The organism is Pseudomonas sp. KBS0710 (genome assembly GCF_005938045.2).
In the GTDB taxonomy this organism is placed as follows: Bacteria; Pseudomonadota; Gammaproteobacteria; order Pseudomonadales; family Pseudomonadaceae; genus Aquipseudomonas.
On the sequence record NZ_VCCF02000001.1, the window covers coordinates 2,505,838 to 2,528,358 of the forward strand.

At 61.9% G+C, this 22,521-nt stretch carries 22 protein-coding genes and 1 pseudogene; 14 read left to right on the top strand and 9 right to left on the bottom strand.

The window, feature by feature from the left end; translation table 11 throughout:
* Positions 1–46: 46 nt before the first annotated feature.
* The gene (locus FFI16_RS11585; protein WP_138817734.1) at positions 47–1,513 is read right to left on the bottom strand and encodes a HAMP domain-containing sensor histidine kinase; all 1,467 of its coding nucleotides are present in this window, start codon (positions 1,511–1,513) and stop codon (positions 47–49) included.
* Positions 1,510–2,220, bottom strand: a complete 711-nt coding sequence (locus tag FFI16_RS11590) for a response regulator transcription factor (protein ID WP_138817733.1) — start codon at positions 2,218–2,220, stop codon at positions 1,510–1,512. The genes FFI16_RS11585 and FFI16_RS11590 overlap by 4 nt, the downstream gene beginning before the upstream one ends.
* A gap of 140 nt (positions 2,221–2,360) precedes the next feature.
* Here FFI16_RS11590 and msrB point away from each other — a divergent pair, with 140 nt between their 5' ends.
* From msrB to msrA, 3 genes are all read left to right on the top strand, one after another.
* Positions 2,361–2,861 carry a peptide-methionine (R)-S-oxide reductase MsrB gene (msrB, locus tag FFI16_RS11595; RefSeq protein WP_138817732.1) on the top strand — a complete coding sequence of 167 codons (501 nt, stop codon included), beginning with the start codon at positions 2,361–2,363 and terminating at the stop codon, positions 2,859–2,861.
* Positions 2,862–2,899: 38 nt separating this feature from the next.
* Complete coding sequence (locus tag FFI16_RS11600) at positions 2,900–4,660, top strand: cytochrome c biogenesis protein DipZ (protein WP_138817731.1); 1,761 nt, start codon at positions 2,900–2,902, stop codon at positions 4,658–4,660.
* Between the two features lie 68 nt (positions 4,661–4,728).
* Positions 4,729–5,424, top strand: a complete 696-nt coding sequence (gene msrA, locus FFI16_RS11605) for a peptide-methionine (S)-S-oxide reductase MsrA (RefSeq protein WP_138817730.1) — start codon at positions 4,729–4,731, stop codon at positions 5,422–5,424.
* A gap of 123 nt (positions 5,425–5,547) precedes the next feature.
* Here the strand turns inward: msrA and FFI16_RS11610 are convergent, their stop codons facing one another.
* The 3 genes from FFI16_RS11610 to FFI16_RS11620 form a co-directional block, all read right to left on the bottom strand.
* Positions 5,548–5,976 carry a nuclear transport factor 2 family protein gene (locus FFI16_RS11610; RefSeq protein WP_138817729.1) on the bottom strand — a complete coding sequence of 143 codons (429 nt, stop codon included), beginning with the start codon at positions 5,974–5,976 and terminating at the stop codon, positions 5,548–5,550.
* 108 nt (positions 5,977–6,084) lie between these two features.
* Positions 6,085–7,035, bottom strand: coding sequence for an alpha-E domain-containing protein (locus FFI16_RS11615; protein WP_017253783.1), 951 nt, complete (start codon positions 7,033–7,035; stop codon positions 6,085–6,087).
* Positions 7,036–7,037: 2 nt separating this feature from the next.
* Positions 7,038–8,447: a circularly permuted type 2 ATP-grasp protein gene (locus tag FFI16_RS11620; protein WP_138817728.1), complete on the bottom strand. Its 1,410-nt coding sequence runs from the start codon at positions 8,445–8,447 to the stop codon at positions 7,038–7,040.
* 365 nt (positions 8,448–8,812) lie between these two features.
* Here FFI16_RS11620 and FFI16_RS11625 point away from each other — a divergent pair, with 365 nt between their 5' ends.
* From FFI16_RS11625 to FFI16_RS30475, 3 genes are all read left to right on the top strand, one after another.
* Entirely contained in the window at positions 8,813–9,358 is a 546-nt protein-coding gene (locus FFI16_RS11625) for a hypothetical protein (RefSeq protein ID WP_138817727.1), read from the top strand.
* 72 nt (positions 9,359–9,430) lie between these two features.
* Positions 9,431–9,643: a hypothetical protein gene (locus tag FFI16_RS11630; protein ID WP_138817726.1), complete on the top strand. Its 213-nt coding sequence runs from the start codon at positions 9,431–9,433 to the stop codon at positions 9,641–9,643.
* A gap of 11 nt (positions 9,644–9,654) precedes the next feature.
* Positions 9,655–9,795: a hypothetical protein gene (locus tag FFI16_RS30475; RefSeq protein WP_178112669.1), complete on the top strand. Its 141-nt coding sequence runs from the start codon at positions 9,655–9,657 to the stop codon at positions 9,793–9,795.
* On the opposite strand, the gene FFI16_RS11635 is transcribed toward FFI16_RS30475, so the two are convergent.
* Together FFI16_RS11635 and FFI16_RS11640 are read right to left on the bottom strand one after the other, a co-directional pair.
* Positions 9,786–11,138, bottom strand: a complete 1,353-nt coding sequence (locus tag FFI16_RS11635) for a sodium:proton antiporter (protein WP_138817725.1) — start codon at positions 11,136–11,138, stop codon at positions 9,786–9,788. The genes FFI16_RS30475 and FFI16_RS11635 overlap by 10 nt on opposite strands.
* Before the next feature lie 57 nt (positions 11,139–11,195).
* Complete coding sequence (locus FFI16_RS11640; RefSeq protein WP_138817724.1) at positions 11,196–12,122, bottom strand: LysR family transcriptional regulator; 927 nt, start codon at positions 12,120–12,122, stop codon at positions 11,196–11,198.
* A gap of 112 nt (positions 12,123–12,234) precedes the next feature.
* On the opposite strand from FFI16_RS11640, the gene FFI16_RS11645 reads away from it, so the two are divergent.
* From FFI16_RS11645 to FFI16_RS11675, 7 genes are all read left to right on the top strand, one after another.
* Positions 12,235–13,218, top strand: coding sequence for an aldo/keto reductase (locus tag FFI16_RS11645; RefSeq protein ID WP_138817723.1), 984 nt, complete (start codon positions 12,235–12,237; stop codon positions 13,216–13,218).
* Between the two features lie 57 nt (positions 13,219–13,275).
* Positions 13,276–14,031 carry a CDP-diacylglycerol diphosphatase gene (locus FFI16_RS11650; protein ID WP_138817722.1) on the top strand — a complete coding sequence of 252 codons (756 nt, stop codon included), beginning with the start codon at positions 13,276–13,278 and terminating at the stop codon, positions 14,029–14,031.
* Positions 14,032–14,212: 181 nt separating this feature from the next.
* Positions 14,213–16,207, top strand: coding sequence for an aminotransferase class I/II-fold pyridoxal phosphate-dependent enzyme (locus tag FFI16_RS30780; protein ID WP_138817721.1), 1,995 nt, complete (start codon positions 14,213–14,215; stop codon positions 16,205–16,207).
* A gap of 24 nt (positions 16,208–16,231) precedes the next feature.
* Positions 16,232–17,086, top strand: a complete 855-nt coding sequence (locus tag FFI16_RS11660; RefSeq protein WP_178112670.1) for a transporter substrate-binding domain-containing protein — start codon at positions 16,232–16,234, stop codon at positions 17,084–17,086.
* Complete coding sequence (locus FFI16_RS11665; RefSeq protein WP_099549733.1) at positions 17,086–17,790, top strand: ABC transporter permease; 705 nt, start codon at positions 17,086–17,088, stop codon at positions 17,788–17,790. Before FFI16_RS11660 ends, FFI16_RS11665 begins: the two co-directional genes overlap by 1 nt.
* A gap of 7 nt (positions 17,791–17,797) precedes the next feature.
* Positions 17,798–18,496 carry an ABC transporter permease gene (locus FFI16_RS11670; RefSeq protein WP_138817720.1) on the top strand — a complete coding sequence of 233 codons (699 nt, stop codon included), beginning with the start codon at positions 17,798–17,800 and terminating at the stop codon, positions 18,494–18,496.
* Positions 18,493–19,491, top strand: coding sequence for a DMT family transporter (locus tag FFI16_RS11675; RefSeq protein WP_138817719.1), 999 nt, complete (start codon positions 18,493–18,495; stop codon positions 19,489–19,491). The genes FFI16_RS11670 and FFI16_RS11675 overlap by 4 nt, the downstream gene beginning before the upstream one ends.
* Here the strand turns inward: FFI16_RS11675 and FFI16_RS30670 are convergent.
* Positions 19,447–19,992 (bottom strand): annotated as a pseudogene (locus FFI16_RS30670) (TetR/AcrR family transcriptional regulator); the annotation flags it as partial. The gene FFI16_RS11675 and the pseudogene FFI16_RS30670 sit on opposite strands and share 45 nt — an antisense overlap.
* 84 nt (positions 19,993–20,076) lie before the next feature.
* Here FFI16_RS30670 and FFI16_RS11685 point away from each other — a divergent pair.
* Positions 20,077–21,075 carry a succinylglutamate desuccinylase/aspartoacylase family protein gene (locus tag FFI16_RS11685; protein ID WP_138817717.1) on the top strand — a complete coding sequence of 333 codons (999 nt, stop codon included), beginning with the start codon at positions 20,077–20,079 and terminating at the stop codon, positions 21,073–21,075.
* Positions 21,076–21,268: 193 nt separating this feature from the next.
* Here FFI16_RS11685 and FFI16_RS11690 read toward each other — a convergent pair whose 3' ends face one another.
* A complete protein-coding gene (locus FFI16_RS11690) occupies positions 21,269–22,516 on the bottom strand; it encodes an EAL domain-containing response regulator (RefSeq protein WP_138817716.1) in 1,248 nt (415 codons plus the stop codon).
* Positions 22,517–22,521: the final 5 nt, after the last annotated feature.

The window sequence follows — 22,521 nt, forward strand, 5'->3', positions numbered from 1 at the left end:
CAAGAAGGTATGGCGGCACAGGCCGCCATGCCAGCTTAGTCGCAAGTCAACGCGTTGAGTCTCGGGTTTGCAGGGAGAACCTGAACGTCGCGCCATGCCCTGGGCGCTCCACCAGTTCGATATTGCGCCCATGCAGTTGCAGAATGCGGTGCACGATGCGCAAGCCCAGGCCGCCATCGCGGCGCGCGCCGCCGATGGTGAAGGCGCGCAGGAACAAGCCTTCGTGTAATTGGGCATCGATTCCGGGGCCGCTGTCGCTGACCGTGACTGCCACGGCACCGGCCTCCGGCGCCAGGATCACCTCGACTTCGCCATTCACCGGCGTATGGCGCAGCGCGTTGTCCAGCAGGTTGGTGAGCACCCGCTCGATCAGGCCCAGGTCGGCCAGCACCGTCGGCACCTGGGGCGGCAGGGTGGCGGTGAGGGTGATGGCGCGGGCTTCGGCGGTCAGTTCGAATTTCTGGAAAATGTCCTGCACCAGATCCGGCAGCGAGAAGCCCTCAATCACCGGCTGTACAAAACCATGCTCCAGGCGCACCAACTCCAGCAGTGACTGGGCCAGCCCGCCGACTTTGCGGCTCTGGTCCAGTGCGATGCCCAGGTAGCGCCGGCGCTCTTCGGGGCTCAGGCTCGCATCCTTGAGCGACAGGGTTTCCAGGTAGCCATGCAAGGACGCCAGCGGCGTGCGCAGGTCGTGGGAAATATTGGCGACCATCTCCCGGCGTTCCTGGTCTTGATGGGTGATGGCGCGCCATTGCTCGCCCAGGCGGTTTTCCATCTGCACGAAGGCGTGGTCGAGCACGGCGATTTCATCGCCGCTGTCGAGTTCGGGCACCTTCGTTTCGGCGGCTTTCGGCGCGCCGTTAATGTCGAACCGGCCGACCTTGTCGGTCAGTTGCCGCAAGGGGCGGGTGATCCAGGCAAAGGCGATCAGGCCTGCCATCAGGCACAGCAGGGCGACCAGGCCGATGGACCACAGGGCGATCTTCAAGGCCATGCCGGTGGCGTCCTTGGCGTCGTACACGTCATGGGCTTCGCCCAGCAGCACCACGTATAGAAAACCGGTTTGCTGGCCGTTGGCCTTGAGCGGCGCTGCGCTGAACACTTTGCGCCCGTCGATGCTGCGCGGGTCGTCACCCAGAATCGGCAGCATGGCGCCGCTCAGAAAGCGCCGAACCGGCGCGAGGTCCACGTGGTCACGCAGCAAATGCCCGCTGGGGGCGGCGTTACCGACCACGCGGCCGTCAATATCGAGCAGGTACACCTCGACACTAGGGTTAACCAGCATCAATTGGCTGAACAGGTTGCGCACGGCATCGGGCTTGAGGCCGTCGGCGTCCATCAGTTGGGTATCGCGGGCAATGTGCGCCGCCAGGTCGCGGGACAGGCCTTGCACCACTTCCAGTTCATGCATGTGGTTGGAGCGCACCTGCAGCCAGGCCGAAGTGCCGCTGCAGATCACCAGCAACACGGCAAACACCACCGACAGGCGTTGGGTCAGGGTCAACTTCATGTGGCATTCTCGGCGAATTTGTAGCCACGGCCCCACACCGTGAGGATGCGCGCCGGGTTGGCCGGGTCGACCTCGACCTTGGCGCGCAGCCGGTTGATATGGGTGTTTACGGTGTGCTCGTAGCCTTCGTGGCTGTAGCCCCACACGGCGTTGAGCAGGTCCATGCGCGAGAAGACTTTGCCGGGCTGACGGGCAAAGAAGTACAGCAGGTCGAATTCGCGCGGCGTCAGGTCCAGGCGCTGGCCTTGCAGGGTGGCGTCACGGGTCAGTGGGTTGATGAACAGCGCGCCCAGCTCAAGGCTGCCGGCGTCCATCTTCAGGTTGCGCGCCATCGCGTCGACCCGACGCAACAGGGCCTTGACCCGTGCCACCAGCTCCGGCATCGAGAACGGCTTGGCCAAATAGTCGTCGGCGCCCAGCTCCAGGCCGAGGATGCGGTGCAATTCGCTGGAACGCGCGCTGGTGATGATGATCGGTGTGTAGCGCGCCATGGCGCGGGCACGGCGGCAGATTTCCAGGCCGTCGACGCCGGGCAGCATCAGGTCGAGGATCAGTGCATCCCAGCCACCTTGTTCGAGCAGGCCCAGGCCTTCGGTGCCGTCGGCGCTGTGCACCACCTCGAACTGCTCGTCGCGCAGATGCAGGCAGATCAAGTCGGCAATATGGGCATCGTCCTCGACCACCAAGACACGTTTGGGCTGATCCATAAAACAAAACCTTTGCTTGTAGTCCGCGCATTGTGCGGGTTTTGACACAGTGTAGTTATCACGAATTGTTTAACTCTGCGTGAGGATTTCGCGACCGCCCAAGGCTCAGGATGGCGACATTGCTCATTGAGGAGAACGCCATGTACTCACGTCGACAAATGCTGCTGGCCGGTGGTGGCCTGGGCGTCGCCGTCCTGGCCGGGGGCCTGCTGAAACAGCTGAACATGGTCACCGAAGTCGAAGCGGCCGAGACCTTTGAGGTCAACCACACCGAAGCCCAGTGGCGCAGTTTGCTGACAGCTGAGCAATTCGACGTGCTGCGCGAGGAGGGCACCGAGCGCCCTTACAGCAGCACACTCAATGATGAACACCGCGCCGGCACTTTCGCCTGTGCCGGTTGCGCATTGCCGCTGTTCTCCTCGACCACCAAGTTTGACAGCCATACCGGCTGGCCAAGTTTCTGGCAGCCGCTGGACAACGCGGTCGCCAGCCACGTCGACACCTCCTATGGCGTGGTGCGCAAGGAAATTCACTGCCGCCGTTGCGGTGGCCACCAGGGCCACGTATTTGACGACGGCCCGGCGCCTACCGGCCTGCGCTATTGCATGAATGGCGCCGCCATGACGTTCACGGCGGCTTAAGCCGATGTCCATTTTTAATTCGTATAAGGGTCGATCCCATGTGGCTGCTGGTTCTCGCGTATCTGGGCGGCGTGCTGACAATTGTCAGCCCGTGCATCCTGCCTGTTCTGCCTTTTGTCTTCGCTCGCACCGGGCAGCCGTTTATGCGCAGTGGCTTGCCGCTGTTAGCGGGGATGGCGGTGACATTCGCCCTGGTGGCCTCACTGGCTGCGGTGGGCGGCGGTTGGGTGGTGCAAGTCAATCAATACGGGCGTTGGCTCGCGTTGCTGTGCGTTGCCCTGTTCGGGCTCACGCTGTTACTGCCGCAACTGTCGGAGCGCCTGACGCGGCCGTTGGTGGCCGCCGGCAGTCGCTTGTCGGAGGCCGCCGGGGCCGATGCCAAACCGCGTCCGGGCGCGTCGTTCCTGATCGGCGTGGCCACCGGTTTGCTCTGGGCGCCCTGCGCCGGGCCAATCCTCGGGTTGGTGTTGACCGGCGCCGCGCTGCAAGGGGCCAGCATCGGCACTACCTTGCTCTTGCTGGCTTACGCCGCCGGGGCTGCCACCTCCCTGGCCTTGGCCTTGCTGGTCGGCGGTAAAGTCTTTGGCTTGATGAAAAAATCCCTGGGTGCCGGCGAATGGCTGCGCCGTGGCCTGGGTGCGCTGATGCTGGCCGGTGTGGCTGCTATCGCCTTGGGCCTGGACACGGGTGTGCTGTCGCGCTTGTCGAGCGCTTCAACCGGCGGCCTGGAACAAAGCCTGGTGGACCAACTGAGCGCCAAGCCTGCACAGAAGAGCGGGGCGATGATGGCGGGTGGCGCCATGATGGCGGCGGCCAACCACAGCGACACACTGCCAATCGAAGGTTCACTGCCGCCGCTGGAGGGCGCCGTGCAATGGCTCAACAGCCCGCCGCTGAGCGCCGAAGCACTCAAGGGCAAAGTGGTGCTGGTGGATTTCTGGACCTACTCCTGCATCAACTGCCTGCGCACCTTGCCGTACGTCAAAGCCTGGGCCGACAAATACAAGGACCAGGGCCTGGTGGTGATCGGCGTACACGCCCCGGAGTTTGCCTTTGAGCGCGATGTGAACAACGTCACCAAGGCCATGAAAGACCTGGGCATCACCTACCCGGTGGCGATCGACAATAACTACAAGATCTGGCGCGCCTTCAACAACCAATACTGGCCGGCGCATTACTTTGCCGATGCCAAGGGCCAGATTCGTTACCACCACTTCGGTGAAGGCGACTACGCCGAGTCGGAGCGCGTCATTCAGCAACTGCTGCGTGAGGCCGGCGCGACCAACGTCGCCGGTGGTTTGATCGAGGCCGATGCCAAGGGTGTGCAGCAAGCGCCGGACATGAACGAGGTGCAATCGCCGGAAACCTACCTGGGCTTCCAGCGTGCGGAAAACTTCGTCACCACCGGCACGTTGGGCACCGACACAGTGGTGAATTACCCGGCGGCCGGCCACCTGGCCCTGAACAACTGGACCCTGGAAGGCCAATGGAATGTCGGCGGCCAGCAAGCCACCCTCGACCAGGCCGGTGGGCGAGTGGTTTACCGCTTCCATGCCCGTGACCTGCACCTGGTGCTGGGGCCTGGCGCCGATGGCAAGCCGGTGCGCTTCAAGGTGACGATTGATGGCCAGGCGCCCGGTGATGCCCATGGCACCGACGTGGCGCCGGATGGCAGTGGCACGGTGACCGAGCAACGCCTGTACCAGCTGGTACGTCAGCCCGCCGGCGTTAAGGACCGTACCTTCAGCATCGAATTTCTCGACCCGCATGTGTCGGCGTATGCCTTCACCTTCGGCTAAGCCTCACATCAAGTGATAACCCAATCAGTTTTTCGCCCTGTTTATTCAGTTGCACTGGAGTGACTGTGATGAAGCTTCTCAAATTTTTACCCGCACTGGCCTTCGCCGCTTTCGTCGGCCAAAGCTCGGCCTTCTCCTTCAGTGGCGCCGAAGACGCGGTGATGATCGCGCCGCCGGCCATGGACCTGCCCGCCGAGTCCGGCAACCTGCAAACCGCGGTGTTCGCCGGTGGTTGCTTCTGGGGTGTCCAGGGCGTGTTCCAACATGTGCAAGGCGTCAAAAATGCGGTATCCGGCTATGACGGCGGCGCGGCAAACACGGCCCAGTACGAGTCGGTCAGCAACGGCGATACCGGCCACGCCGAGTCGGTGTCGGTGACTTACGACCCGAGCAAAGTCAGCTACGGCAAGCTGTTGCAGATCTACTTCTCGGTGGCCCATAACCCCACCGAACTGAACCGCCAAGGCCCGGACAGCGGCACCCAGTATCGCTCGGAAATCTTTGCGCAGAATGCCGAGCAGCAAAAGGTCGCCCAGGCTTACATCGCCCAGTTGGACGCCGCCAAGGCCTTCGACAGGCCGATTGTCACCAAGGTGGAGATGGGCAAGGCGTTTTACCCGGCGGAGTCCTATCACCAGGACTTTCTGACCGAGAACCCGTCTTACCCATACATCGTGATCAATGATTTGCCCAAGGTGGCGCAGCTCAAAAAACTGTTCCCGGACCAGTACCGCGCAGAGCCGGTATTAGTCAAAAACCAATAACCATCGCAGGTCCCAATGCGGGAGCGGGCTTGTTCGCGAAGGCGTAGTGTCAGTCAGCACATGTGTGGCTGACCCACCGCATTCGCGAGCAAGCCCGCTCCCACACTTAGTCCTACTCAGGGCTCAGGATTTGGCCTTGGCCAAGTACGGCGCCAGCCGGCGGCCCATTTCTTCACCCAGCGCCTGCAGCCCGCTCAAGGGGCGCACCATCACTTCAAACTCGACGATCTGCCCCTGTTCGTTGAAGCGAATCATATCGATACCCTTGAGCTGCTTTTCACCCACGCGCGCGCTGAACTCCAGCACCACGTTAAGCCCGTCAGCACTGGCCAGTTCGCGGTGATAGGCAAAATCTTCGAACACCTTGATCACCGTGTTGAGGATCATCGACACCACCGGCGCGCCGGGGTAGGGCGTGTGAGCCATGGGCGAGCGGAATACTGCGTCGGGCGCGAGCAGTTCGGGCAGGGCGTTGAGGTCGCGTGCGGCCAGCATGGCATGCCAGCGTTGCAGAGTTTGGGCGGCGGCAGGGTTCAGGTGGAGTTCGGACATGGGCTGTACCTGTTCTTATGTTGGGAAGGTCGTTCACCTGCCCAACATAAGAGCGGCACTCAAGCAGGGTCAATCACCCGAATTGACAGATAAGTAACCCGAATGCACTCACACCACTTCCAGGTACGAGCTGTGGATGGCGCGCGCCAGTTCGCGCACGGTGTCGATAAAGTCCGTGAGCCGGCTGTGCAAGCCGTCCTCCAGGATCTCATCGATGCCGGTATAGCGCAGGCGCGCTTCAAACTCGGCCGCCAGGCGCTGGGCCGTGCGCCCGTAACTGCCCGGCAGGTCGGCGAGGATATGGCTCAACTCCTCGATACACGCATGCAGTGAGCGCGGTACATCACTGCGCAACAGCAGCAACTCCGAGACCGAGCGCGCATTCAGCGCATTCGGGTACAGCTCGGTATAGGCTTCGAACGATGACAGCGCACGGAGCAGGGCGCTCCACTGGTAATAGCCGCGTGCCGAAAGGTCGCTGACTTCCTCCGATTCCTCGCCAAACATCTCGTAGCGCGCATCCAGCAGACGCAAGGTGTTGTCCGCACGCTCGACAAAGGTGCCCAGGCGAATAAACCGGTAGGCGTCATTGCGCATGATGGTGCCGGAAGTGGCCCCACGAAACAGGTGCGAGCGCTGTTTGACCCAGTCGCAGAAATGGCTGATGCCATGGCGCGCCAGGCCGCCGGCGGCGATGCTGCGCATTTCCAGCCAGGTGGCGTTGAGGTTTTCCCACATGTCGGCGGTGATGCGCCCGCGCACAGCGTGGGCATTGCCACGGGCGGCGCGCAGGCAGTTGTAGATGCTGGCGGGGTTTTCTTCGTCGAGGGCGAAGAAGTGCAGCATGCGTTCGGCGTCCAGTTGTTTATGGCGTTCGAGGTAGCTGTCCAGTGTGCCGCTGCTGAGCAACGACATGGCCAACTCATCCAGCCCGTCACTGCGCCCGGCCTGGGGCATCAACGACAACGAATAACTGACTTCGAGCATGCGCGCCAGGTTTTCGGCACGTTCCAGGTAACGGGACATCCAGTACAGATCTGCGGCGGTTCTACTCAACATACTCAGCCCTCCACCACCCAGGTGTCCTTGGTTCCGCCGCCTTGCGACGAGTTGACGATCAACGAGCCTTCCTTCAACGCCACACGGGTCAGCCCGCCAGGCACCAGGCGGGTTTCCTTGCCCGAGAGCACGAATGGGCGCAGGTCGATGTGCCGGGGCGCGATGCCGTTTTCGACAAAGGTGGGGCAGGTGGACAGGCTCAGGGTCGGCTGGGCGATATAGGCGTGAGGGCGCGCCTTGATGCGTTGGCGAAAGTCTTCGATTTCGGCAGCCGTTGAAGCCGGGCCGACCAGCATGCCGTAGCCGCCGGAGCCTTGGGTTTCCTTGACCACCAGTTCGGGCAAGTGCGCCAGTACGTGGGACAGCTCATCTGGCTTGCGGCACTGGAAGGTCGGTACGTTTTGCAGCACCGGCTCTTCGTCCAGGTAGAAGCGGATCATTTCCGGCACATAGGGGTAGATCGATTTGTCATCGGCCACGCCGGTGCCAATCGCGTTGGCCAGCACCACATTGCCGGCGCAGTAGGCGGCGACCAGGCCCGGTACGCCGAGCATGGAATCCGGGTTGAAGGCCTTGGGGTCGAGGAAGGCGTCGTCGATACGCCGGTAGATCACGTCCACCGGTTTGGGGCCGTCGGTGGTGCGCATGAACACTTTAAGGTCGTGCACAAACAGGTCGGCGCCTTCCACCAGCTCCACGCCCATTTCCCGGGCCAGGAATGCATGCTCGAAAAACGCGCTGTTAAAACGCCCCGGCGTCAGTACGACCACGTTGGGGTTGTCGAGCCGGCTGGCGCTTTTAAGGGTTTTGAGCAGCAGGTTGGGGTAGTGGTCCACCGGCGCGATGCGCTGCTTGGCGAATACTTCCGGGAACAGGCGCATCATCATCTTGCGGTCTTCGAGCATGTAGCTCACGCCGCTGGGGGTGCGCAGGTTGTCTTCGAGCACGTAGTAGGTGCCGTCGCCGTCGCGTACCAGGTCCACGCCGGAAATATGCGAATAGATGTCGCGGTGCAGGTCCAGCCCGACCATGGCCTTCTGATAACCCTCGTTGCCCAGCACCTGGTCCGCCGGGATGATCCCGGCCTTGATGATGCGCTGGTCATGATAGATGTCGGCAAGGAACATGTTCAGCGCATTGACGCGCTGGATGCAGCCGCGTTCGATCACGGCCCATTCACTGGCGGGGATGCTGCGCGGGATGATGTCAAAGGGGATCAGGCGTTCGGTGTCTTGCTCGTCGCCGTAGAGGGTGAAGGTGATCCCGGCGCGGTGGAACAGCAAATCGGCCTCGCGACGCCGTTGGGCCAACAGTTCCGGTGGCGTATTGGCCAGCCAGCGGGAGAAATCCTGATAGTGCGCACGGCAGGCGCCGTTTGCGTCATTCATTTCATCAAAGAAAGATCGAGCCATTCCAGTACCTTGTCAGTGCCCAGGGTTGCCTTGGGTGGCACTGCCGCTTAAAAAAACGCATATTTTTATGAGCCTGTGGCTGAGGGTGCCATCGGGCCTGGTCCTTACTTTCTTATGGGGTCGGCTCTGGGTCGGGGGGTAACGAATGCTCCTGTATCCGGGCAGATGAATGCATTAAGCAATGCCTGTGCCGCAATGGCATTCCAGGCCGTGATTCCCTTGTTGCAGGGAGCAAGCTTGCTCGCCACAGGAGGCCCGCTCACTACAAGGGTGCAGCGGCTGCGCTCAATTGGTGCAGGAACAAACTTGAACTTCACCCAGGCCCGATTCTTCTAACAAGACTCGTCACCTTGTGGAGCACCGCCGTGCCCAGAATCATCTCGCCCAACACCCCGACCGCCGCCCTGGACGATCACAGTGAACACAATGCCAAGATCTTCGGTTCACCCAAGGATCGCCTCGACTTCTACCGCCGCGAAATCCAGTACGAAACCAGCATCCTGGCCAACCGCACCGACGCATACCTTACGGCGCAGTCGTTCCTGGTGATCGCGTTTGTCTCGGGCATGGGCAACCTGAACCCGGAATGGGGCAAGTTTTTCACCTTGATCGTGCCGGCGTTTTTGGCCTTCCTCGGCATTCTCAGCTCACTGAACGCCTGGCCCGGTATTCGCGCCGCCTATGAAATCATCGACCACTGGCACTACAAGCAGAGTGAGTTGCTGCGCAGCGAGCCGGTCATGGGCCTGGCCTATGACGATTCGCCGTTGTTCTGCGAGACCGAGTCATCCCACAAGGGCTATCGCAAGTCGCTGCTGTTCTCCATGCGGGCGCCGTGGCTGTTTATGGTGTTCTGGGTGCTGCTGGGTGCGTACGCGTTTTATATCCAGGTGGATAACCCGGTCTCTTAAGCAATTTGAACTTCGTGGCGCTGCGCGCACCCTTAAGTTAACGCAGGCTGCGTTTTACATGAGAGGTGACCTATGAACAGCAGCAACGACCCCCAAACCAGCAACCGTAACGACCCGGCCATCGATGGCGGCGAGCCGGCACCCGGCACCGCTGCCGATGCGCCCAAAGACCCGAAACCGGCCAGTGACCCCAAAGCCCGGGAAAACGACTACAGTCCAGACTTCAAGCCCACGCGTGCGCCCAAGCCTGAAACCGATGCCGATATCGACACCCAAGGCGGTTAGAGGAGACGGTTATGTCACAGGAACTGGATGACGAGGAAGAACTCAATGACCCGGGCAACGAAGACCCAGGCTCATTGATGGATGATGCAGAAGTACCGCTCAACGACCTTGATGATGCAGCGGATGTAGGCAACACCGAAAATCAGGAGTGAGCGTTCACCTTGGCACGTCGTTCATACCACGCCAGCATCGGCTGGGTGCTCAGGCCATGAACGACGATGCTCAAGGCGATCACCGAAATCGTCAGGTCTACTGCCAACGCGCTGCTGGTGCCGACCAGCCCGTGGTTCAGCGCGTAGAACAGGTAGTAAATGCTGCCGATACCGCGAATGCCGAACCAGCCCATCAAGCCGCGTTGCCGCTTGCTGATCAATTTGCCCCAAGGTATTACCAGCACGCTGATCGGGCGGATCACGCAGAACAGCAGCGCAGCCACCGGCAGCGCGCGCCAATCCCAGTGGCTGACCAGCACAATGCCCAGCACGGTCACCAGGAACACTTCCATCGAACGCTCCACCAAACTGCCAAACGAGAGCATGTCGCCCATCATCACGCCGGCGGCAATTTGCGTATCCTGCAGGTCACTGACGTCGCCTTGCAGGGCTCGCTCAGGTTCCACCTCCAGATGGCCCACCACCGGCAACGCCAAATGCTCCGAGGGCGTCTGCGAGTGCCCGGTGGAGCGGAACTCCGCCTGGCGCAAGCCCAGCCCTGCGGCGAACACCGACAAAAAGCCGTAACCACCTACGGCCTCGGCGGCCACATAGGCCAGGGCGATCAGTGCCAGGGTCAGGTAGTCGTTGGGGGACAACGTGCTGTCGGCATGGGTGATGCGTAGCCACAGAGTCACACGCCCGATACCACGGCCCATCCAGTAGCCGATCAGCAAGCCGGCGGGCACCGCCAACAGCAGGTTTTTCAGGACCCAGCCACCGAACCAGTCGCCATCAAACCCGCCGTGTTGCATAAACAGCAGGGCAAAGATCACAAAGGGGAAGGCGGTACCGTCATTCAAGCCGGCCTCACCGGACAAGCCGAACCGCAGCGCGTCATAGTCCTGGGCATTATTGACCTGCACCAACCCGGCCAGCACCGGGTCGGTCGGCGCCAGTATCGCGCCCACCAGCAGCGACACGCCCCAAGGCAACGCAAACACATAATGCAGCGCCAGGGAAACGCCGAGGATGGTCAGCAGCATCACCGGCCCGGCCATGCCAAACGCCACGCGCCAGGTGCGATGCTTGAGTGGCAGGCGCAGTTTCAAGCCACTGACGAACAGCGAAAACAACACCGCGACTTCGGTCAGGTGCTCCATCCAGCGCGCCGAGCCTTTGATATCCAGGCCCAAGAGGTCGACGCCCAGCGGGCCAATGGCGATGCCCAGCAACAGGCACACCGCCGAGGTGGTCACCGGCATCCAGCGCAGGTAGGCGGAGGTGAGGGCAAGGGTGAGCAGTACGGCGCCGAGTACGGCCATCCATAGAATAAAAGTCATCGAGTGTGTACCGGGCCGTGATCTATCCAAATAGGAGGATAGCCGCACGGCCCAGGTTCAAAGTGTTTCCATTAACTGCGAACCGATGGTTTTCATGCGGATCATGTCCATCAACTGGCGCAACCCCGGTTGCGACTGGCGGCGGCTCGGGTAGTACATGCACAGGGGTTCGCCCATGCAGGCCCAGTCCGGCATGACCTCCACCAGGCGGCCGTCGGCAAGCTGCTGCTGCACGCGGTCGGAGAGGCAGTAGGCAATCCCCACGCCTTGCAGCGCAGCATTGACGATGGTTTCGGTGTCGGCCGCGCTGAAGTTTCCCGGCACGTCGATGCGTTGCTGGCGCGCACCATTGCCCAATTCCCATTTGTAGGTGGTCTTGTCGCCCAGGTACATGCGGATGCACGCATGCTCCAGAAGGTCCTTGGGCACTTGTGGGGTACCGCGCCGGGCGAGGTAGGCAGGGGAGGCGACCATGATCCAGCGCAGTGCACCGGTCAGCGGCACCGCGACCATGTCCTGGGGCACGGTGGCGCCATAGCGGATACCCGCGTCGTAGCCTTCGGCGATGATGTCGAGCATGTGGTCTTCGACGATCAGGTCAAGGCGCAGCTGCGGGTAGGCGTCGGTGAAGGCGCCGAGGATCGGCGCCAACAGCAGTACGGCCGCATCTCGCGGCACGTTGATGCGCAGGCGGCCAATCGGTGCTTCGCGGTGCAGTTCGAGGGTGTCGAGGCCGTCCTGGATGGTGGCAAAGCCCAGGGTGAGTTTTTCCGCCAGCAGGGTGCCGGCGTCAGTCGGTTCCACGGCGCGGCTGGTGCGGTACAGCAGCTTGACCCCCAGGCGCGTTTCCAGGTTGCGCATGGTGTGGCTCAGCGCCGAGGTGGTCACGCCCAGCTCATGGGCGGCATGGCGAAAACTGCGACGCCGGATGATCGCCATGAACACATTCAGATCGGCCAATTCGGAACGATTAAAAGCCGCCATATCAAGTCTCTTTACCAGGAGTTCGGTTCCATGGGGCGTTGAGCCCTATTCAACCTCGGATGATCTAGAGTAATTGTTTTTCTACGTATTTTTGCAGTTCGAGGAATTTTTTATGCGCATCGAGACCATCCGGATTGCCGGCATCGACAAGGCCGTCTCGCGGATTGCCCTCGGCACCTGGGCCATGGGTGGGCATTTGTGGGGTGGTGCGGACAACGAGCAGTCGATCAAGACCATTCGCCATGCGTTGAACTGTGGCATCAACCTGATCGACACCGCGCCGGTGTATGGCCTTGGGCTGTCCGAAGAGCTGATTGGCAAGGCCGTGCGCGGCATGCGCCACAGTGCGGTGATCGCCACCAAGGCCGGCCTGCAATGGGACGACGGCACCACCCGGCGCAATGCCACGGCGCGGCGCATCCGCAAAGAAGTCGAAGACTCGTTGGTGCGCCTGGACACCGACTACATCGACTTGTACCAGGTGCACTGGCCCGACCCGCTGGTGGCCCAGGAAGAAACCGCCGATGAGCTGGAGCGCCTGCGCCGTGAGGGCAAGATCCTGGCTGTCGGCGTGAGCAACTATTCCTGTGCGCAAATGGACGACTTCAGTCGGCACACGGCGCTGGCCACCGTGCAGCCGCCCTATAACCTGTTCGAGCGTGCCATTGACAGCGACATCCTGCCCTATGCTCGCCAACACTCGCTGGTGCTGTTGGCCTACGGCCCGCTGTGCCGTGGTTTGCTCACCGGCAGCATGCACTCGGCCACCAGCTTTACCGGGGATGATGTGCGCAAGCTTGATCCCAAATTCAAGGCGCCGCGTTTCGAGCAATACCTGGCGGCTGTGGCGGCGCTGGACAGCTATGCGCGCGAATGCCATGGCAAATCGGTGCTGGCGCTGGCCATGCGCTGGGTGCTCGACCAAGGCCCGACCATTGCACTCTGGGGCGCGCGACGCCCGGAACAATTGAAGGGCTTTGAAGAGGTGTTTGGCTGGCACCTGAGCACCGATGACCTGACACATATCGACCGTATTCTCGCCAGCACGATAAAAGATCCAATCGGGCCGGAATTTATGGCCCCCACCAAACGTTAGCCTTAACGACAGGGACGTCGGTACACAAACAACATCCCTGTTCGTCGAGGTTTTTGCATGAAGCGCGGTACCGTATTCAAAATCGCTGGTGGTGTGCTCGCTGTGCTGGCGCTGGCGGGGGCCTGGCAATGGCGGGGCAATCCTGACGCGTTGTGGCGTATCGTCAGCCAGCAGTGTGTGCCCGACCAGCAACAGCATCAAAACCCCAGCCCGTGCCTGGCGGTGGATCTGGACCGTGGCTACACCCTGTTCAAAGACCGCAACGGCCCGTTCCAGGACCTGTTGATTGCCGTGGATAAAGTCACCGGCATTGAAGACCCGGCCTTGGGGCGGCACCTGCTGCCGCATTACTTTACCCAGGCCTGGCGGCACCGTGCGGTGCTGTCTGCGGGCCTGACCAAACCGATCCCCGACGCGTTTGTGTCAGTGGCGATCAACTCCCGCTATGGCCGCTCGCAGAACCAGTTGCACCTGCACATTGCCTGCCTGCGCCCGTACACCTTTGCCTTCCTCAACCAGCAAGGCGAGAGCCTCGATGAGCAGTGGCGCGTATTGCCCATGCGCCTGATGGGGCACACCTACAGTGCCCGCACCCTGTCGGCGGCGGACGCTGATGCACTCGACCCCCTGGCCGTGTTGCGTGAATACGTGGATGCCCAGGGCGGCAGCATGAGCCAGTACAGCCTGCTGATGGCACCCCGCGGCGATGGCAGCTTTGTGCTGCTCAGCACCCAGGTGACCTTGACCGAGCTGAACCTGGGGTCGGCCGAGGAGCTGCAAGACCCTCGCTGTGACTTGATGACCCAACGGTAAGCCTCTATCAATCTGATCCAAACGCCCCCGAAAAAGTCATTCACGACCTGTTCACTCGATAAACGACACCCCCTCAAACATACCCATTGAACGACTGTTCAGTTTGCACTATGTTGACCGCATCCACCCGTTTGCACACAACCGGGTTCGCGCTTTTTAGTTTTTAACGAGAGGCTCTGGCATGCGGTTTTCCCCCTTCGTAGAACGTATTGCAGGGCAGGGCGTCGCCGCCTGGGACATCCACCACGCTGCGTTCCAGGCCGCCAGCCAGGGCGAAGACATCATCATCCTCAGCGTCGGCGATCCCGATTTCGCCACGCCGTCGTTCATCACCGACGCCGCCGTCAGCGCGCTGCACAGCGGCGACACCCACTACACCGAAATCCCCGGCCGCACCGCCCTGCGCGAAGCCGTCGCGGCGCGCTACAGCAAGACCCTGGCACGCTCACTGAATGCCGACAACGTCATCATCGTGCCCGGCGCACAGAACGCGTTGTTCATCAGTTCCCTGTGCCTGCTGCAAGCCGGTGATGAAGTGCTGGTGCTCGACCCGATGTACGTCACTTACGAAGCCACGCTCAAAGCCAGCGGCGCCACGCTGGTGCGCGTGCCGTGTTCGCCGGAGTCCGGGTTTCGCCTGGATGCACGCTTGCTCGCCGCCGCCATCACCCCGCGCAGCCGCGCCATCTTCTTCTCCAACCCCAATAACCCCACCGGCGTCGTACTCAACCCGCAGGAACTGCAAGCAATAGCCGACCTGGCCATCGCCCACGACCTGTGGGTGGTGGTGGATGAGGTCTACGAAAGCCTGGTGTTTGACGGCCAATACCACAGCCTCGCCGCGTTACCCGGCATGGCCGAGCGCTGCATCGTGATCGGCAGCCTGTCCAAATCCCACGCCATGACCGGCTGGCGAACCGGCTGGCTGATCGCCTCAGCAGAAATGATCACCCACGCCGAAACCCTGGTGCTGAGCATGCTCTACGGCTTGCCGGGTTTTGTGATGGAAGCCGCCACGGCGGCAGTGCTGGCCCATGATGAAGTGACGGTGGGCATGCGCGACATCTACCGGCGCCGCCGTGACCTGGTCGTGGCTGGCCTGAGTGCGTGCCCCGGCATCAAGGTGCAGGCGCCGCAAGCCGGGATGTTTGTGCTGGTGGACGTGCGCGGCACGGGCCTGGGCTCCTTGGATTTTGCCTGGCGCCTGTTCCGCGAGGCGGGTGTGTCAGTGCTGGATGCCGCGGCGTTTGGCGAACCGGCGCAAGGGTTTGTGCGGCTGTCGTTCACCTTGGGCGAAGCACGCCTGGCCGAAGCCTGCCAGCGTATCGCCGGGTTTGTTGCCAAGCTTGCCGGCGAGCCGCGTGTGGCGCCGGTGCCAAAGATCGAAGTGCTGGCGCCGGTCGAGGCGCGCAAGATGATTGAAGTGATCGACCTGCATAAGCGCTTCGGCAATATCGAAGTGCTCAAGGGCATTTCCCTCACGGCCAACGAAGGTGAGGTGATCTCGCTGATCGGTGCCAGCGGCTCGGGCAAAAGCACCTTGCTGCGCTGCATCAATATGCTTGAAGTGCCCGACCAGGGCAGCATCCATGTCGACGGTGAAAGCATCAAGCTCAATTACGGCATGCCCGGCGCGCCGCTGGTGGCGGATGCCAAGCAGTTGGTGCGCATTCGTTCGACCCTGGGCATGGTGTTCCAGAACTTCAACCTGTGGCCGCACCGCACCGTTCTCGAAAACCTTATCGAGGCGCCCACCCAGGTACTGCGCGAAAGCCGTGCCGAGGCCATCGAACGCGCCGAAGCCTTGCTCGACCGTGTCGGCCTGGCCGCCAAGCGCAACGAATTCCCGGCGTTCCTGTCCGGCGGCCAACAGCAGCGTGTGGCGATTGCCCGTGCGTTGGCCATGCGCCCCAAAGTCATGCTGTTCGACGAACCCACCTCAGCCCTCGACCCCGAACTGGTGGGCGAAGTGCTGCGTGTGATCCGCTCCCTGGCCGAAGAAGGCCGCACCATGATCCTGGTCACCCATGAAATGGCGTTCGCCCGGGATGTGTCCTCCAAAGTGGCTTTTCTGCATCAAGGCTTGATCGAAGAAACCGGCACGCCGGACGCGGTGTTCCTCGACCCACGCAGTGAGCGTTGCCGACAGTTCGTCAACGCGCATCAAACTCGCTAACTCCAGAAAAAGACGGGGCAAATCATGAAATGCAAGCGCATGGCAACGTGGTTGGGCAGTGCAGTGTTGATGTTGACCGCAGGTTTTACCCTGGCGGCAGAAAAACCCATCGTGTTTGCGGTGGCGGCCGAACCCTATCCGCCGTTCACCGTAAAAGGCGGTAACGGCCAGTGGTCGGGCTTTGAAGTGGACCTGATCCACAAGCTGTGTGAAGGCATGAAAGCCGAGTGTCAGATCAAGGAAGTGGCGTGGGACGGCATCATTCCGTCATTGCTGGCGAAGAAAATCGATGTGATTTTCTCCTCGATGTCGGTGACCGATGAGCGTGAAAAACAGATCGCCTTCAGCCGCGCCTATTACGATTCACTGCTGGGCGTGGCAGGCCCCAAAGGCGCTACGGTGGACATTACCCCCGAAGGCCTCAAGGGCAAGTTGATCGGCGTGCAGATCTCCACGGTCAGCGCCAATTACCTGAAGAAGTACTACGAGAACATCGCTGACCTCAAGTACTACGACACCCAGGAATCGGCGAATGCCGACCTGATCGCCGGGCGCATCGACTACATGATGGCCGACGACACCGCCATCGCCATGATGGTCAAGACCCCGGAAGCCAGCGGCCTGGCGCATATTGCCAGCGTGCCCTACGACCCGATCATCGGGCGTGGCGTCGGCGCCGGTTTGCGCAAGGAAGACACCGCCCTCAAGGCCCGCCTCGACAAAGCCATCGGCGAACTGTTGGTGAGCAAGGACTTTGACGACTTGTCCCAGCACTATTTCGGCCTGTCGGTCAGCCCCTGCAAACGCGCCGACACGCCGGCCTATGTGAGCAAGACCTGTGACAGCCCCTATCAGCAAATCGCCCAGAAGACCGAATAATGCTCGATCTCCTCAGCTTTGGTGACCAAGGATGGGGCAACGCACTGCTCAAAGGGTTATGGATGACCCTGCAAATCTCCGTCGGCGCGTTTGCCGTGGGCTTGCTGATCGGCCTGGTGGTGGCCTGCGCCAAACTCAGCGCGCCGCGCCCGATTGCGCTGTTGATGCGCGGTTACACCACGGTGTTTCGCGCGGTGCCGGAACTGCTGCTGATCCTGCTGCTGTATTACGCAGGCTCCATGGGCCTAAACGCCTTGATGCTGTGGCTGGGGTTTGCCCAGGTCAATATCAGCGGGCCGTTGGTGGCGATACTGGTATTGGGGCTGGTGCAGGGCGCCTATGCGTCGGAGATTTTCCGCGCAGCGATCCTGGCCATTCCCCACGGCCAGATCGAAGCGGCGCGGGCGTTTGGCTTGAGCGGCTTTGGCCTGTTTCGCCGGGTGACCTTGCCGATCATGGCGCCGTATGCGCTGGCGGGCATGTCCAACCTGTGGATCAACCTGATCAAGGACAGCGCCTTGATCAGTGTGGTCGGCACCAACGAGTTGCTGTACACCGCCAAGCAGGCGGCAGGTTCCACGCGTCATTACTTGCTGTTCTACCTCACGGCCGCCGCCTTGTATTACCTGGTGACGCTGGCTTCCAACTACCTGTCCGGGCGCCTGGAGCGACGTATTCGTCGCTGGATGCCGGTTGTCGAGTGAGGCGCGCATGCCTGAGTGGATAAGTTACTACGCGGGGCTGATCGCCAAGGGCTTGCAGACTACCTTGTCGTTGCTGTTGATCAGCGCCGTGCTGGGTTTTGCCCTGGCGGTGCTGGTGGCGCTGGCGCGGTTGTCACGGCGCAAATGGCTGGCGCGCAGTGCGCTGGCCTACACCAGTGTGCTGCGCGGTACGCCGCTGCTGATCCAGATCTATATTTTTTATTACGGCCTCGGCAGCCTGTTCGCACAGTTCCCGATGATCCGTGGCAGCTTTTTGTGGCCGTTCCTGCGTGACGGCTATTGGTACATCGTGTTTGCCCTGGTGCTGTCGGTGGGCGCCTATGTCGGTGAAGTGATTCGCGGCGGCCTGTTGGCGGTGCCCAAGGGCGAAATGGAAGCCGCTGCGGCGTTCGGCATGACCCCGCGCCAGGCGCTGCTGCGGGTGCGCTTGCCACGGGCGATGCGCCTGCTGTTGCCGACCCTGGCCGGTGAGACGGTGATGCTGCTCAAATCCACCGCGCTGGCGTCGACCATTGCCGTGGTCGACCTGCTGGGCGCGGCCAATGTGGTGCGCGCGCAGACCTTGCAGATCTATCAACCGTTGCTGTTGGTGGCCAGTGTTTACCTGTGCCTGACCTTCCTGATCGAGGGCGTCTACGCCATCGCCGAACGGCGCGGCACGCCGCTGCGCAGGTCCGTGGGATGAAACAGGACCGCGCGCTGCAAGGGATCGCCCTGTGCTCACTGGCCTACGCGTTTCTGGCGTTGCAGGACGCGGTGATCAAATGGCTGGTGGCCGATTATTCGGTGTTCAGCATTTTGTTCTGGCGCAGCCTGGTGGTGGTGGGTGCCTGTGTGATCGCCGGGCGCATGGGCCTGCTGCGCAGGGCATGGACCTCGGTGAGCCGCAAGCTGCTGATCATTCGCGGGTTGCTCTCGCTGCTGGCGTGGTTGCTGTATTACACCGCCGCCAAGGACCTGACCCTGGCGGAAATGACCACCTTGTATTTCTCCGCGCCGATCATGGTCACGCTGCTGGCTGCGCTGATCCTCAAGGAGCGTGCGAGCCGTGGGCAATGGGTGGCGCTGATCATCGGCTTTGTGGGTGTGGTGATCGCCTGTCGCCCCAGCAATATGGTCGATCCAGTGCCTATCGCGCTGACCCTGGCGGCCGCGTTGTGCTGGGCGTTCACCTATATCCAGCTGCGCCAGGTCGACCCGGCAACCTCGGTGCTGGAACAGATGCTGATCACCAACGTGGTTTTTGTTATCTGCATGGCGGTGACGTTGCCCTGGACCCACACGCCAGCGCCGACCCCGGCCTGGCTGGGGATGCTGGCGGCAGGTCTGGTCGGCGGCATAGGTCAGTTCCTGTTGTTTGCGAGTTTCCGCCGGGCCACGGCGACCTTGCTGGCACCGTTCGAATACACCGGGTTGATCTGGGCGTTCTTACTCTCGAGCCTGATCTGGGGCACGTCGATGGATGTGTCGCTGATCATCGGCGCCGTGTTGATCGCGGTCAGCGGCACCCTGGCCATGCTCAGCGCCCGCCACCCGGAATCACAGGACGTGGTCGGCGCCGAATGCTCCGTGACGCAACCCCTGTACCCAGCAGCGACAGATGTGCAGCCCGTTGGCGGGGCTGAAAGTGCCGGGGTTGAGACACCCCTCGAGCCAAAGCCCGTCGAGCATCGCCGATAGGCCGATGGCAGCCAGGTGGCTGTCGTGGATCTTCAGGTTTTCGCTGCGGGCCAGGTCGTCCAGCAGCTGCTGGATCAGCGCCAGGTAGGCGCGGTAGCTGTTTTCGTGGGACTGGTTTACGTGGGGCGAGTGGCGGATCAGGCTCCAGAACACCACCCACACGCCGAGCAGGTCGGGGTCCATCACCCGTGGCGAAAACGAGGCGCGCAGAAACGCGTCCAGGCGCGCGGCGGCGCCTTCGGCCAGCTCGACTTGCGCCCATAACGCACTGGTCAGCTCATTGGCAAGCTTGTGGTAGGTCTCGGCGATCAACGCGTCGATGCTGCCGAAATGGTGGTTGAGCAAACCCACCGAAACGCCAGCTTGGGCGGCGATGCGGCGCACGGAAATCCCCGCGTGGCCGTCACGGGCCAGGCAGGTGAGGGTCGCGGCAACCAATAAGTCGCGGCGTTCATCGGGGTCGGCACGGCGCAGTTTGGGAGGGTCGATGGTCACGGGCATGCCTTTGATAAAAGACCAGAGTGCTCAGGTTAATTGAACGTGTGTTCAATCTCTAGCGATTAAATCATCAGAGGAGGGCAAGGCATGGCAAAAGACCTTTCATGGCAGGTGCCAGGCGATGCGGGTAACACGCTGCACATCGGCGCCTGGCGGTTTGAAGGCGACGGCAGTGGCCCCAAGGTGCACCTGCAAGCCGGCGTACACGCCGATGAAATCGCCGGAATGCTGGTGCTGCACCACCTGCTGCCGCGCTTGCAGGCGAGCCAGGCGCAGGGCCGTTTGCGCGGCAGTGTCACCGTGGTGCCCCAGGCCAACCCCTTTGGCATTGGCCAGTTTCGCCAGGGCAAGCTGCTGGGGCGTTTCCATGAGGCAACCGGGCAAAACTTTAACCGTGCGTTCGACCATTCCCTGGCCATGGAGCGCCCGGCGAGCAACCTGGCGCAATGGCAAAAAAGGTTAGTGCAGTTGGCGGCCGACGCCGACCTGGTGCTTGACCTGCACACCGACGATGAGGCGTTGCCGTACCTCTACATTCATCGCAGCTTCTGGCCCGAACACGGCCTGGCACTGGCGGCCGCGTTGCAGGTCGAGGTGGTGATTGTGTGGGATGAAGGCGGTGACGGTTCCTTTGAAGAAACCCTCATCAATCATGGCGCGCCGCGCTTGGCCGCGACGGTCGAATTACGCGGGCAGGCCGATGTCAGCGATGCGCTGGCACACCAAGACGCCGACGGGTTGTGGGCGTGGCTGTGCATCAATGGCGTGATTGATGAAGTCGCCGACATCCGCGAATGGCAGGGCGAGGTGGTGGACATGGGCTGCATGGAAACCGTTCTCGCGCCCTGTGCCGGTGTACTGGTATTTGAAAAAAGCCTGGGTGACCCGGTTGAAGAGGGCGAGCGTTTCGCCCGGATTATCGGCCGCCCTGGCGACCCGTCTTCAGAGGTGATTTTGCGCGCAGTGCAAACCGGGCGGATGGTGACAGGCCACCGTGAACGCCTGGTGGCCCAGGGTTCGGTGGTGGCCAAATTTACCGGGACGCGGTTGTCGGACAGCTACAGCGGCGGGGTGCTGGACCCTTAGACTCTCAAATACACACATAACCCTTGTGGGAGCGGGCTTGCTCGCGAAAGCGGTGTATCAGTGAAGGATGTATTGGCTGACACCCCGCCTTCGCGAGCAAGCCCGCTCCCACACTTTTAATTGTGGTTCGGTTCACCAATCCAAGGACTTGAATAACTCAGGCACGCCGTCGAGCCTCGCCACATCGGCATCATCAGCCTCGTTCCAGGCTGCGCTTTTCCAGCAGCAAACGCTCAAGCTCTTGCATCGGCAACGGCCGGCTGAACAAGTACCCCTGAATCTGATCGCAGCCGGCTGCCTTTAGAAACGCCAGCTGCGCCTGGGACTCGACGCCTTCAGCCACCACGCGCAGTTCCAGGCTGTGGGCCAGTTCAATGATGGTGCGGGTAATGGCTGCGTCCTGCGGGTTGCTGGTGACTTCGCGGATAAACGCGATGTCGATTTTCAGCGTGTCGATGGGGAAGCGCCGCAGGTAGGCGAGGCTGGAATAGCCGGTGCCGAAATCGTCGATGGAGATTTTCACGCCCATCGCGCGCAGGCGTTGCAGGCTGGCGATGGTGTGCTGGGTGTTTTCCATCAGCGAGCTTTCGGTCAACTCCACCTCCAGCCAATGGGCCGCAACGCCGGTCTTAGCCAGGCTGGCGGCGATATCGGCAATCAGGTCGCCCTCGATCAATTGATGCCCGGAAACGTTCACCGAGACTTCCACCGCACCAATGTCGCTGCGCTGCCACGCGGCGATCTGCCGGCACACGTTGTCGATGACCCAGCGGCCGACGGGCACGATCAAGCCCAGGGTTTCCAACAGCGGCACAAACACCGCCGGTGATACCGCGCCGTGGCCGGGGCGGTCCCAGCGCAGCAGGGCTTCCAGGGCACACACGGCGCCACTGGCCAGCTCGACCTTGGGTTGGTAATGCAGGGTGAAATCGCTGCGTTCGACCGCCAGGCGCAGGTCGTTTTCCAGCGCCTCACGGATCAGGTCATGCACGGTTTCACGGGTTTGATTCTGCAGCTGCTGTTCGAGCATCAGGCCATGGGTTTTCAATTGATCACCATGGGCCTTGAGCCGCAGCAGGTTGCGCACCCGCAGCCATAACTCGATGTGCTCCACCGGCTTGCTGAGGAATTCTTCGGCACCGGTTTCCAAACCACTGATGCGCGCCTCGGACTCGCTGAGCGCCGTGAGCATGATGATCGGGATATTGGCGGTGGCGGCATTGCCCTTGAGTTGGCTGGCGACGTCATAGCCGTCCATGCCCGGCATCATGATGTCCAGCAGGATCAAGTCGGGCGGCTGCTGTGCTACCAGCAGCAAGGCTTCCTCGCCGCTGCTGGCGGTCAGGGTCTGGTAGCCCTCATGCTGCAGCAGGGTCTCCAGCAGCTTGCGAACCTGGGGTTCGTCATCAACGATCAACAGCGTTGCGGGTGAGCTGGCCATGGAGA